The organism is Pseudomonas sp. NFACC39-1 (assembly GCF_900110355.1).
GTDB lineage: Bacteria > Pseudomonadota > Gammaproteobacteria > Pseudomonadales > Pseudomonadaceae > Aquipseudomonas > Aquipseudomonas tehranensis.
In genome coordinates, this window is the sequence record NZ_FODL01000007.1 from 17,523 (window position 1) to 30,809 (window position 13,287).

At 58.5% G+C, this 13,287-nt stretch carries 10 protein-coding genes; 2 read left to right on the forward strand and 8 right to left on the reverse strand.

Translation table 11 applies throughout. The annotated features are described in order from the left end of the window. Positions 1 to 114: 114 nt before the first annotated feature. Positions 115 to 1,179, reverse strand: coding sequence for a sulfate ABC transporter substrate-binding protein (locus BMY45_RS16475; protein WP_092399403.1), 1,065 nt, complete (start codon positions 1,177 to 1,179; stop codon positions 115 to 117). 141 nt (positions 1,180 to 1,320) lie between these two features. Then, complete coding sequence (gene dibA, locus BMY45_RS16480) at positions 1,321 to 3,228, reverse strand: phosphodiesterase DibA (protein WP_092399405.1); 1,908 nt, start codon at positions 3,226 to 3,228, stop codon at positions 1,321 to 1,323. A gap of 146 nt (positions 3,229 to 3,374) precedes the next feature. On the opposite strand from dibA, the gene desA reads away from it, so the two are divergent. Beyond that, the gene (gene desA, locus BMY45_RS16485) at positions 3,375 to 4,559 is read left to right on the forward strand and encodes a delta-9 fatty acid desaturase DesA (RefSeq protein ID WP_092399407.1); all 1,185 of its coding nucleotides are present in this window, start codon (positions 3,375 to 3,377) and stop codon (positions 4,557 to 4,559) included. A 274-nt stretch (positions 4,560 to 4,833) separates the two neighbouring features. Continuing rightward, positions 4,834 to 5,361 carry a cysteine hydrolase family protein gene (locus tag BMY45_RS16490; protein ID WP_092399410.1) on the forward strand — a complete coding sequence of 176 codons (528 nt, stop codon included), beginning with the start codon at positions 4,834 to 4,836 and terminating at the stop codon, positions 5,359 to 5,361. 76 nt (positions 5,362 to 5,437) lie between these two features. On the opposite strand, the gene BMY45_RS16495 is transcribed toward BMY45_RS16490, so the two are convergent. The 6 genes from BMY45_RS16495 to tssJ are packed head-to-tail and all read right to left on the reverse strand — an operon-like array spanning position 5,438 to position 13,285. Then, positions 5,438 to 6,322, reverse strand: a complete 885-nt coding sequence (locus BMY45_RS16495) for a serine/threonine-protein kinase (protein ID WP_256573668.1) — start codon at positions 6,320 to 6,322, stop codon at positions 5,438 to 5,440. Between the two features lie 44 nt (positions 6,323 to 6,366). Next, positions 6,367 to 7,092: a PP2C family protein-serine/threonine phosphatase gene (locus BMY45_RS16500; RefSeq protein ID WP_092399412.1), complete on the reverse strand. Its 726-nt coding sequence runs from the start codon at positions 7,090 to 7,092 to the stop codon at positions 6,367 to 6,369. Next, positions 7,092 to 10,571 (reverse strand): type VI secretion system membrane subunit TssM, encoded by a 3,480-nt coding sequence (gene tssM / locus BMY45_RS16505; protein ID WP_092399414.1) that lies wholly within the window; start codon positions 10,569 to 10,571, stop codon positions 7,092 to 7,094. Before tssM ends, BMY45_RS16500 begins: the two co-directional genes overlap by 1 nt. A 13-nt stretch (positions 10,572 to 10,584) precedes the next feature. After that, positions 10,585 to 11,448: a type IVB secretion system protein IcmH/DotU gene (gene icmH, locus BMY45_RS16510; RefSeq protein WP_092399416.1), complete on the reverse strand. Its 864-nt coding sequence runs from the start codon at positions 11,446 to 11,448 to the stop codon at positions 10,585 to 10,587. Between the two features lie 5 nt (positions 11,449 to 11,453). Continuing rightward, on the reverse strand, positions 11,454 to 12,785 hold the full coding sequence (gene tssK, locus BMY45_RS16515; RefSeq protein ID WP_092399418.1) for a type VI secretion system baseplate subunit TssK: 1,332 nt from the start codon (positions 12,783 to 12,785) through the stop codon (positions 11,454 to 11,456). After that, positions 12,782 to 13,285: a type VI secretion system lipoprotein TssJ gene (tssJ, locus tag BMY45_RS16520; protein WP_092399825.1), complete on the reverse strand. Its 504-nt coding sequence runs from the start codon at positions 13,283 to 13,285 to the stop codon at positions 12,782 to 12,784. The genes tssK and tssJ overlap by 4 nt, the downstream gene beginning before the upstream one ends. Between the last annotated feature and the right edge of the window lie 2 nt (positions 13,286 to 13,287).

Genomic DNA, 13,287 nt, shown 5'->3' on the forward strand with positions numbered 1-13,287 from the left:
TAAAATCCGATTGCAGATAACACTTGGGGCTGCTGCGCAGCCTAACGGGGATAAATCCCCTCGCCACAAGTCTGCGTACAGCTTCATTTTTGGCTTGTTTGAGCCTGCTTCAGCTCACTGCGCCTGATAAATCTGATCAAACACGCCGCCATCGTTGAAGAACTTCGGCTGGGCGGTTTTCCAGCCGCCGAAGTCCTTGTCGATGGTCACCAATTCCAGCTCAGGGAACTGCCGGGAATACTTGGCGGCAACGTCTTTGTCCCGCGGGCGATAAAAGTTTTTCGCCGCGATCTCTTGTCCAGCCGGGCTGTACAAGTGTTTGAGGTAGGCTTCGGCGATCTCGGCGTTGCCCTTTTTCCCGGCGTTCTTGTCCACCACTGCCACCGGCGGTTCGGCGAGGATCGACAACGACGGCACGACGATGTCGAACTTGTCCGCGCCACCGTCTTCCTTCAATGCCAGGAAAGCTTCGTTTTCCCAGGCCAGCAGTACGTCGCCCTGACCGTTGTTGACGAAGGTAATGGTCGAACCACGGGCGCCGGTGTCGAGGATCGGCACGTGCTTGAACAGCGCTTGCACGTATTGCTTGGCCTTGGCTTCGTCACCACCGTTAGCTTTGAGGCCATAGGCCCAGGCCGCGAGGAAGTTCCAGCGAGCGCCACCGGAAGTCTTCGGGTTCGGCGTGATGACCGACACGTCCTCCTTGATCAGGTCACCCCAGTCTTTGATGCCCTTGGGATTGCCCTTGCGCACCAGGAACACGATGGTCGAGGTGTACGGCGTGCTCGCTTCGGGAAGACGCTTTTGCCAGTCCACTGGCAAGGACCTGCCCAGCCTGGCGATTTCATCGATGTCGCCGGCCAGGGCCAGGGTCACCACATCGGCCCGCAGACCATCGATCACCGCCCGGCCTTGCTTGCCCGAGCCGCCGTGGGACTGCTGGATCTTCACGGTGTCATCCGGGTGTGCTTTGCTCCAGAAACTGACGAATTCGGCGTTGTAATCCTGATACAGCTCGCGGGTAGGGTCGTAGGACACGTTGAGCAACTCGTAATCCTTGGCAAAAGCGGACCCTGCAAAAACAGCACTGGCCAACACAGCCAAGGCATAACGGCTCAGGGATTCGCGCAAGCGGGTTGCTGGGTCTTGATCGTTAACGCTAGGTAGAGAAGCGCTCATGTTGTTGCTCCTTGAATGCCAGGAAGTGGAGGGCACTGTTTGCGGCGTGGGAGCAATACTAGGTAGGCGCAGATATTCTTAAAAAGAATATTTAAGAATTTTTATATAACCAAATAAACGTTCAATTCCGTCACAAGGGGATTATTTGATGGCGGGCGCGTGCGCCCAATCCAGCTGCTGCGCGGCAACAGGACGCCCGAACCAGTAGCCCTGCCCCATCCCACAGGCGTGTTTCAGCAGGAACGCGGCCTGCTCGCGCTGCTCGATGCCTTCGGCTTGCACTTGCATACCCATGCTGCGGGCCAGGGCGATGATGACCTGGACAATCGCTGCGTCGTCTTCATCCCACGGCAACCCGGCAACAAAGCCCTGATCAATCTTGAGCTTCTGGACGGGCAGGCGTTTGAGTCGCAGCAGCGACGAATAACCGGTACCGAAATCATCGATAGCCAGTCGCACCCCCAATTCCCGCAGACGGTGCATTTGCTCCAGGGCCACTTCCGGATCGTCCATCACCGCGCTTTCGGTCACTTCCAGTTCCAGACAGGCCGGGTCCAGGCCTGAAACGTGCAGTACCCGCGCAACCTGCTCGTACAACTCGCGACGGGCGAACAGCCGACTGGAAACGTTGACCGCGACAAACGATAACGCCACCCCGGCCTCCTGCCATTGACGCATCTGTCGACAGGCCTGCTCCATGACCCAGGCATCGATTTGGGCTATCAGCCCGGTGCGCTCGGCGATGGGAATGAACTCGGCCGGCGAAACCAGCCCGCGCTCGGGATGTTCCCAGCGCACCAAAGCCTCGACACCGATCAAGCGGCTGGTCGCCAGATCGTGTACCGGCTGGTAATGAACCCGCAGCTCCTGCTGCTGGAGCGCGCGTCGCAGTTCGAAAGCGATCTCGACCCGTTGTTGGGCATGAGCGGTGAGTTCTTCGGTATACAAGGCGTAGCCATCGCGCCCGGCACTTTTAGCCTTGAACAGCGCGGAATCTGCATTGCGCAGCAGTTGCCCCGCGCTGAGGGCATCCCCGGGAAACAGGCTGATGCCCACACTGGCATTGATGAACAAGAGCTGGTTTTCGAGACACACCGGCTCTTTGAGGGCATCGATAATGCGCTGAGCCAGAATCGCCGCCTGCCCCGGCTGCGAGCAATTTTCCACCAGCACCGCAAACTCGTCGCCCCCCAGCCGGGCCAAGGTCACGCCCGGCGCAAACAACCCCCGGAATCGCTCGGCCACGCTCTTGAGCAATTGATCGCCAACGTGATGCCCCAGGCTGTCGTTGATGTTCTTGAAGTGGTCCAGGTCCACCAGCAACAAGGCGCAGCCGCGTTTGTGCAACTGCGACGACGCCAGGGCCTGCTCGGCGCGATCGGAAAACAGCAGGCGATTGGGCAGACCGGTCAGCGGATCGTGGTGGGCCAGGTACGCCAGTTCGTGCTCCGAATCCTTGATGGCGCTGATGTCCGAAAACACCGCGACGTAATGGCTCACCTGACCGTTATCGTCGCGAATGACGCGGATCGTCTGCCATTGCGGATAGATCTCACCGTTTTTTCGCCGGTTCCAGATCTCGCCGCTCCACTCGCCAAGGCTGCCCAGGGAGGCAAACATCTCCTGGTAGAAATCCGCCCCGTGACGGCCAGATTTGAACAGGTTGGGCCGCCGGCCCAGCACCTCCTCCCGGGCATACCCTGTAATCGCCATGAAGGCACGATTGACGTGCACGATCAGGCCGTTCGGGTCCGTCACCAACACCCCTTCGCGCGTGCAATCGAAGACGGCGGCGGCCTGGCGCAAACGTTCGCCGTCGGCACGGTGTTCGCCTTTTCCGAAAAGCCGGGATATCCGCACACCCGCCAGGAAAACCAAGCCGGCGCTGACCAAGACCCAGGCATACCCGTTGATCAACTGCCAGCGAAGCTGATCGGCGGATTGATCGAAAAAGCTGCTCAATAAATAACCAACCAGCTGCAGCCAGACGACCGACAGCACGAGATAAAGCAGTGCTCCACGCATGGCGCTACGGTGATAAATGGTCATCAGGTCATCCATGTCCCCACAAAGAGGCGGGAATTATAGAGTAAGAAACATCCTGCCACTGTTATCTGAAAGGCCGACTGGTTTTATCTGTACGGCAGGTGATAATGCAACGGCTGTTTCTATCTTTATCGAGGGCCCTATAGCCTATGTGGTACGAAGGTTTTCTTGGCTTGTCGCCCTGGTCACTGGTGGCAGTCACCCTGCTGATGACCCATGTCACGATCATTGGCGTCACGGTCTATCTGCACCGTTATTCGGCTCATCGCTCCCTGGAGCTCAACGCCGGCCTCAAACATTTCTTCCGCTTCTGGCTGTGGTTGACCACGGCGCAGAACACCCGCGAGTGGACCGCTATCCACCGTAAGCACCACGCCAAATGCGAAACCGTCGATGATCCCCACAGCCCGGTGATCAAAGGCCTGTCCACCGTGCTGCGCAAAGGCGCCGAACTGTATCGCGCCGAAGCGGAAAACCCCGAAACCCTGCGCATCTACGGCAAGAACTGCCCTGATGACTGGATCGAGCGCAACCTTTACAGCCGCTTCCCGATACTGGGCGTGGCGATCATGGGCGTCATCGACCTGCTGCTGTTCGGCACCATCGGCATCACCATCTGGGCCATCCAGATGATGTGGATTCCGGTCTGGGCCGCGGGCGTGGTCAATGGCCTGGGGCATGCCGTGGGCTACCGCAACTTCGAATGCCGCGACGCGGCGACCAACCTGGTGCCCTGGGGCATCCTGATCGGTGGCGAAGAACTGCACAACAATCACCATACCTACCCCAATTCGGCCAAGCTGTCGGTACGCAAATGGGAGTTCGACCTGGGCTGGGCCTGGATCCAGGTATTCAGTTTCCTGCGCCTGGCCAAGGTCCAGCGCGTCGCGCCGATCGCCCACCGTGTCGAGGGCAAGGGGCATCTGGACATGGACACCGCCATGGCGATCCTCAACAACCGTTTCCAGATCATGGCCCAGTACCGCAGGCTGGTCATCGCGCCGCTGGTCAAGCAGGAACTGGAAAAGGTCGATCACTCGGTCCGCCACCAGTTCCACCGGGCCAAACGCCTGTTATCGCGGGAAACCAGCCTGCTGGATGAGCGTCACCACGCGCGCATCCAGAGCATGTTGGAACACAGTCAGGCGTTGAAGGTGATCTACGAAAAACGCCTGGCCTTGCAGCAAATCTGGGCCAAGACCAGCAGCAACGGCCACGACATGCTCGCGGCCATCAAGGAATGGATTCACGAAGCCGAGGCCAGCGGCATCCAGTCCCTGCGCGACTTCGCGGACCAGCTCAAGACCTACTCGCTGCGGCCTGCAACGGCCTGATAAGCAACCCCGCCATCCGGCGCAATGCTGTTCACTTAAAAAGATGGCGCTTCTCCTTGAGTGGGGAAGCGCCGTTTTTTTAGGGCTTTGTGTGCTAGTGTCGAGCTATGACCCATTATTGCCTCACCTCGACTACCACCACCACGACCGCTGAAAGCGGAGCGTGCGAGGTGTCGTGAGCCAATAGCAGACGAACTTCAAAGGCCCGCCAGCGATGGACAGGGCCTTTTTTTACGCCCTTGTGTCGCTGGCTCAAACGCAAGGAGATGCACCCATGTACGCCCTGTTGATACTCGATATCCAAGTCGGGCTTGTTCACGGCCCGGAAAAACCATGGCGCTGCGAAGAGTTGTTGGCAACAGTGAATACCCTGATGGACAAGGCACGCAGCGCTGGCGCTCCGATTTTTCTCGCGCGCCACATCGGGCCCGAGGGATCTCCAATCGGACCAGGCAGCCCGTTGACGATGGTTGCGCAGGAACTGAAGCTTCTGGGTGAAGAGGTGGTATTCGAAAAACGGCGGCCCAACGCCTTCGAAATGACCGACCTGGCGGACAATTTACGGTCTCGCGGGGCTACCGGCGTGGTGATCACTGGCATGAAAACTCAATACTGCGTCGACAGCACCTGCCGTGCGGCTCGTGATCTTGGCTTCGACGCGGTACTTATCGCCGAAGGCCATACCTGTTCAGACACCCCAGTGATGAAAGCCAAGGACATCGTTGCTCATCACAATGCAACGCTTGAAGGGCCGTTCTGCCAACTGGTTCGGGCTGAAGAGTGGAGCTTTCAGCAGAACTGAAGCTAAGGGAATGCACAGGGCTTGCCGGCCACAAGATGCATGGCCGGCACGCTCATGATCATTGCTCGCAACCGATTCACCACCAGGACGCCTCAGCACCCAAGGCGTCACGCAACTGTGCCGCAGTTATGCGGCGCTGCCCCGGATCAAACGTCAGCGCCACGCGCAACGCCGCCCAGCAACGCTTGGGCAAATTGCGCGGCGCCTTGAGTTCGCGCTCCATGCGGGCGTCTCGAGCTTGGGTTGAAGGTAAACGGCGGAACGGGTGTTTGCCGCTCGCCAGCTCATACAGTAAGCAAGCCACCCCATAGGCATCGGCCCCCGCTGACAGCGGTGCGCCGTCAAGCAACTCAGGGGCGGCGTAGCTCGGGGTCCAAGCGTTGAGGCGATCTCGATTCAAGTTTGGTAGGCCCTTCAACGGCCCTTCTTGCGCCAGGCCCAAACCGAAATCGAACAAACGCACCCCGTCCTCGCTGAGCATGACGTTGCTTGGCTTCATGTCCCCGTGCAGCACGCCCCGGCTGTGGGCATACGCCAAGGCGTCGAGCAGCGGCGCGGCGATGGCATGCAGTTCATGCCAGGGCAAACCCAGCGGCCGCTCGCAAAGCAGCTTGTCCAAGGTCAAGCCACGCATCAGTTCCATGGTGATAAACGCCCGTCGATGGTCAGCGTCCACTTCGAAGGTGTAGGGACGCAACACGTTCGGGTGATGCAATCGCCTGCTCAGGGCGAACTCACTGTAGAGCAGCGCGCTCGCGTCAGGTGAACCATCGAATTGCTCACTGAGCATTTTCAACGCAACGTACGGATCGGGGTCACCGTATTGTTCGTGTAGCAGGTCCCGTACGCGATACACGATCCCCATGCCTCCTGCTCCGAGCAGGCGTTCGAGGCGATAGCGGCCTGCGAGCACTTCGGGCATGTCGCTGACACAGCGATCACGCAATGTCGTCGAATGCAGAGCGCTGGAGAAGGCGAAATATGTGTGGTAGCTCCCCTCTTCGTTCACTGGCCAATCACCACCGCCGTCAAGTTGTCCTTCGCAGCGCCACGCAGTGCTTGCTCGAAAAGACACTCCAAGGCAGTGCGAGGTGAAGCCAGGCTCAACGCATCCCCCAGGGCTTGTGCACTTAGATCCTGATACAAGCCGTCACTGCACAACAAAAACGTATCGTGCGGATGAATCTCCAACTCCAGAACCTCCAGGTTCAACTCTTGCGTAGCGCCGACGGCGCGAGTCAACGCCTTCGCTGCCGGGTGGACACGGGCCTCATGAATATCGATGTGTTGCTTGTCAACCAGCTGCTGTTGCAGTGAATGGTCCCTGGATAGCTGATAAAGCCGTCCGTCGCGCCATAGATAACACCGGCTATCGCCTGCCCAAATACACGCTCCACGATTGCCTTCCAGCAACAATGCCACCACGGTGCTGCCCATGATTGCGCAATGATGTCCTGTGACAGTCAGTTCCTGATTCAATCGCCGATTGATCCAGCGCAGGCACTGGCGCACCGCTTTCGAACGCTTGTCGAGGTCTAGGTGCAGCGGCAACTCCGCCAGATTGGCAACAATCAATTGGCTTGCGATATCACCCCGCGCATGACCGCCCATCCCGTCGGCCACCACCCATAGCCCCTGTTGTGGTGATTCGAGAAAGGCATCCTCGTTCCGTACCCGAACCTTGCCAAGGTCTGTACGTGCGGCGCTGCGCCATCGATCCGCAGCCTGCATCAAAGCCGCACCGGCATTCGAAAAGTGCGCAGCACACTCGTGTCGAAAGGGTTGGGGGTGCGTTGGCTCGTTAACAGATAATTGGCTCGCAAGCCGCCCAGGTCTGCCTTGAGCACGCGCACGTCGCGCCCGGTCATGTACTCGGTTTGCATCAGGTCAAACAAACGAAAAAGCGACCATGGCCCCGTATTTTTCTCGATACCCACCCCTCGCCCGACCATTTTTTCCAACACCAGGACGGTTCGCCCATCCTGGGCATCACTTGGCCAGGAGAATGTCACAGGCAAGATCGGACCATGACGGTACTCAAGCGTCTTGTCGCCAAAACGGAATTCGGCCCGACTCACAGCCGGATCCAGCGTGTACGGCTCAAGTTTGAACTGCACCTGCGGCTCGGTCGGATTTTCGGCAAAAAAACTCCGGCGGATGGTGTTCGCCGCCGTCATCTGGTCAAGATAGGCCTTGGACACCGGCAAGCTTTGGCCGTCGATGCTGCGCAGGCGATAGTGCCCAGGATGACCGCTGACGAAGGGCCGCATGTAACTCTCGAAGAATCGATCGATAACGCCCTGATCCTTGAAGAACTCTCGGAAGTCGTTGACCGCCACGTCACTGGCACTGTGAGCGCTGAACGGATATCGCTTATTGATTGCCTTGCCGTAAAAGTTGTAAATCTCGCTCTGGTAGCGCTGGTTCAGGTAACGGTAGGAATCATTGAGCACCAAGCGCCAGCTGTCCTCGGCCAGAACGTAAAACCATTGGCTGACCGGACGCGGCAAACGAGCCGAGGCGCTGCGCAGGTTGCTCAGTGCATCACGCTGACCGCCCATGCGCCGCTTGGCCCATTCGAACGCAGCCTGCTCCGGTGCACCAACACGGACAAGGTTGGCCAGTTGTAACTGCACTTCGTCGAGCGCCAGCAAGGCCTGAGTCAACTCAGGCATCGGACTATCATCTAGATCCAGCAGACGGTGCAGTGGTTCGAAACGCCGTCGCAATGATTTTTGCGCGGTGTCCGGCAAATTTTCGGCCAAGGAGCCAGCCGTTTTCTCGGTCATGGCAACGATGTGTGTCACGGCACTCCCACCGCTTCCGACCGCAGGCTTCACATCATCGATACGCTCTGCAACGCTCAGGATTTGCGTGTGCTCACGCACTTGCACCAGCATCCGCAGGATCGGCGAGTGAGCCGAGGTCAATCCGGCCAGTTGCTCGGCCCTTTCCCCCATATCGCTGATCGATTGTAGGGTAACCCGGCCAACTGCTTCGCTCCACTGGTCGGCATAGTCGCTGAAGTACAGTTGCTCCACTTCGATCATCAGACGCCGCATGTCCATGCCGCTAAGACCAGTACCCTCGCCCAGTACCCAATTGTCCCGCAGCAACTCCGTGACCAGAGTTGCACCCTGAACTGAAAAGTATCGCTCGTACCCCTGGCGGGTGTAGAACCCCGGGATCACATGATCAGTGCCTGCCAACAACGTACCCTGTGGTCCCAAATGTTGACTGAGACGGTATTGCGGCAGGTGACTGGCCTGTTCTCGGAGCATTCGGTAAACGACGTTCGCCAGGGACTCACTGCGCAGAGTCTCCCGGGCACTGGCCACCAGCGACTCATCAAGCAAATAGGTGAACGGCTGGTCAAGCAGACGCTGAAAGTGAGCATTCAAGCCATCCTGCACCGCCGTATTGCCGGCGTAACGCAGCGACCAGTCGCTGGCAAGCCGATCCTTTAGCCACGCAGTGTCGCGACGCTCCTGCAGGTTAAGCATCAAGTACGCGCGCAAGCTATTGAGCAAATGTTCGCGACTATTCAAATTGCCGCGGATATGCGCCTCAAGCATCTGGGCGACCCGAGGCAGCAGGTGAGCTTGTAATTCACGCTCGTAAGCCCCGACTACCGTTGGATTACTCGCTTGGCCCTGGTACAGACCGACGCGCTCGTACAACGGTACCTCCCCGTCATGGGGGAAAACCCGCGTGGCCTCGTAACGGATATCAAGGGACTTGAGCATCGTGTCATCACCGGCCACCAGGGTCGAGCGCTGTTGATCCCAACGTTGCGCCAACGTACGCAAGCTCTCCAGACGCTCATGGTTGGCCGAAAAACCATTCGCCCACAACAACCCGCCCCCCCCAAGGACCGCCAGCGCTCCCAGGTACAAAACACGCTGGCCCCAATGAATACGTCTGCCTTCGCGCTGATCGAGGCCGGCGAGGTCGGCCTCCGGGAAAATCACCTTTCTGAGCAAATGTTGGACAAATCGCGAACGTCCTCCAGGTGCCACAGACGTACTGCGTAGACTGGCATCGCCCTGGACGACCGAGCCCCTGCCAAAGGCTGGCGGGGAGGCACACGTCAGGTAGAACCCGCGTAACTGGCAGACATCACCGATGAAGGCCAGTTCGACCAGCAGACGCAAGCTGGCACCGATATGCCCCAGTTGATGGGGAAAATCAAGGATCTGGCTACGGCGTCGAGTGTCGCGTTCCTGATGCATGCGCATGAGCACCTGGCCGTTGAGGCGATTCAGCAACGCCTCGAATTCGGCTTGCAACACCGCGACATCGTTACCGCGCTGGTCCTGGTTGAAACTCGCGCCCAACACCTGGTCGCTCTCCTCGCGAGTTAGCGAATCGAAGAACTCGTTGAAGCCAGGCACGCTGTCCGCTTTGCTAAGGACCAGATAAATCGGCACATTAACGTGCAGCCTACGTTGCACCTCCTGCAAGCGGCCACGAATCTGGCAGGCCAGCGTAGCGACCTCATCCTCACGCGCCAGCAGCAGGACGTCGATGGGCACAACCATCAGCAGGCCATTCAAGGGCCGATAGCGGCGACGTCTGCGCAGCAGCTCCAGCAAAGCCACCCAGGCGCTGGCGTCGGCATCGGAATCCTCCTGGCTCAAGTAGCGCCCGGGCGTGTCTACCAGCACGGCGTGCTTGGTAAAGTACCAGTCGCAACTGCGGGTGGCCGATACATCAGTCATCGGCTTTTGCTCATGCCTGTTGAGGGGGAATTCCAGACCCGAGCGATCCAGCAGGCTAGTCTTGCCACCAGCGGACGGCCCCATCAGCAAATACCAAGGCAGTTCGTTTCGCCAGCGCCCGCCACGACCAGAATAAAAAAGTGAGGTTTTCAGCGTTCTTAACGCCTGCTTGAAGCGCGAGCGCAGTTCGCGTTGCTCATCGTCAATGCGGGTCTGGCGCCGAATGGCGTCCCGGTCGCTGATGACCTCCTTGGTTCTCAGGGTCGCGCCGGTTCGCCCATTAACGAAAACCATGCCCAGCCCCCAACCCAGTAGCAAGATGCTGATCGACAACAGCCGTGTCGTGGGGGTCGACCAAAACTTGTAATCATTGACCGCCAGCAGCGGTCCGACGAACCAGACCAACAACCCCGCACAAAATACCAGCAGCAACGTCCAGACCCAGGTTCGACGCACACAAGCACCGGCTTTTCGGAAAAACGATTTCATGAGACGTCCCTGTTTAAGGTCGCGGCTGAGCGGTGACCGGCTCAAGCGATTGATAAGGTTGCAGTACGCTTTCGCGATGTTCGTCCAGTACCCAGGCGAAGCTCCAATACATCACCCCCAGACATACCAGGGTGAAGGCCACCACAGTCCAGGCCGGGACAATGCGCATCGGAGTGCGAGGTACACCATCGAGGCCTTCCCAGTGGGGTGACAGTTCACGAGGGGTGTCACCTCGGGCCTGACGGATCATTTGGTAAAGCGCGTCACGGATACCTTCGAGCTCAAGAACTCCGCGGGCCTGAACCCGATACTTGCCTTCGAAACCCAGGGAGAGGCACAAGTACAGCAGCTCAAGCATCGGCAGATGCTTGATGGGATTTTTCGACAGGCGATCGAGCAACTGGAAGACTTTCTCTCCGCCGAATGTCTCGTTGTGAAAGGTACTGAGTAGACTGATTTGCGACCAACCGCTCCCATGACCCCACGACGTGGTAGCTACCGCTTCATCAATCACTGTACACAGCACGTAACGGGCGGCGACCAACTGGCTGCTTTCAACACCACCTTGCAAGGCCCGGGCTTCGAACTGTTCCAAGCCCCAGGTCAGTTCCCTTTTGAGCGTTTGCAGATCTTCTCGATCACGTCCGTGTTTGAGCCGCACCACTTGCGACAGCAACCCGGATGCCGCCGCCACCAGTGGATTGAGGCTGACATTCAATGTCCGGGACGGCGACAGGTGAGCGGCGTAGACCATTCGATCTTGCAACTGTTCGATACGTGGCGGTGGTGTAGCGTCGGTCAATGGCCCGGAGCCGGGGCGTTGACCATGATGATCGAGCAGAACCGTTGTTTCGTCCTGAGGATTTTCCTTATCCATTTCGTTCAGTTCCTGATGGCCCAGAAATTCAGTTCAAGGTCGGCAAATTCCCCGGAAACATGGAAAGCAAAGCCCGCAGAGTGCTTGAGTTGAGCCAGGTCTTCGGGACTGGGCTCGAGGATGAAATAGGTTTTGTTGGCATGAAACGCAATCTGCCGCGGCGCCACGGGCAAAGGCCGGATCTTGATGCCAGGCAGATGCAGGTTGACCAACTGGCGAATGCGTTCCACCGGACCGACCTTCAGGTGCGAAGGCAAGCGATGGCGCAAAGCTTCGCCGTCGCAGTTGGCACTTGCCGCCAATACGAACGAAGCCGAGTCCAGTAACGAAAGATCCGGTATCGGCGAGACCATGATCCCGTACTGACGCACCTGCAATTGCAGCTCGATAGCATGCTGCTCAAGCACCATCGACAGCATCTGGCGGATCGCTTGCATCAGGCTTCGAAAGCACGCGCCCTGATCATTGTGCTGGTAGCGGTTGTTGAGCGGCGGGCGCTTGTTGTCACTGGAGAAAGTCGCCAAATCACCCAACAGAACCAATAGCGCGCGGTATAGCGTTTCGGGATGCGCCTGTTCCAGCTCCAGATAATGACGCAACAACAGTTCGGTGCGGTTGATCACCTGCAGCATCATGAAATCACCGACTTGTGCGCCCCCCGTCTTGCCATTGGTACCAACACGATCAGCAAGACTGTCACCCCGATGAGCAAGCATGCCGACGACTTCCTTGAGGCATGACAGCAGATAACTGGATGACCGAGCCTGGATAAACGTTGGAACAAAGTCTGGATTGAGCTTGATCACTCCATCGGACGTCGCGTCGAGTACCTCACAGAGCTTGAGCCTCACAAACGCTTGGTCGCTTTGCTGCTCGCCCAACAGCAGGCGCAAGTCCGCGCGACCACAACTGATCACGCTTGCGTTAGCATCTCCCGCATTGGAGTCGGTGACCCGCGATTCATAGGTCGTGAAGCGGGCCAACACATCAGACTGTTCTGGGCGGCGGGCCTCTATGTGATTGCCGGTCACCAGCGGCAGCGCTAGGTAGATCGACATGTTGCGGGTATTGGACGGCACCTCCAAGATCAGCGGTTCGGCGTTGCCACCCAACTCGAACAAGCTGCCGTCCGGCAGGACCCCCGAAGCGTGGCTGACCACCAGCTGGCCCATGCCAAGAAACTGAGCATCGATTTCCAGCGCCAGAAAACCCCATGCATAACTGGCCAACAAGCGGGTGCGGACCTTCAACTGGTGATCGAAGTAACGATCGTTGTGCTGCAAATGCTGCGGACGCAGCAGCATGCCTTCCTGCCAGATGACTTTATCGTGATTCATCGGTCATCTACCTTGGCTGTTTTTTCAAGGGTGCTGGCGATACCTTCCTGATCGAGAGTCAGGTTCACTTCGGTCACGTGCGCCGCGGCGAGTGGTAGCGTGTAGCGCCATCGGGTTCGCGGCAGGTCGCGGTACGCTGCCAGCACGCCGACATAATGACCGCCCCCCACGATGCCGAGCCTGAGTTCGATGGTTTCACCCGGACGCAGCTCCAGTTCTTCGCTGGAAACCAGATCGGGCGATAGGGTTTCCCTGGCGCGCTCGTACAGACTGAAGAAATCCGCACTCTCGAAAGCCACCGGATGCTTGAGTTCAAACAACCGCACCACCACCGGCGACGGTCGCCCGTTGAGGTCCGGATTGAGTTGATCAGTGGCAGTCAGCGTGAGGTTGAGTTTGGTTATCGTCGAAAATGGCGATAGAAAGGCGCATCCGGCCAACAGCACCGTAGTGACAAGCACTGTCAAACTTCGGAGAAAAAACATCATGCAGCGAGACATAT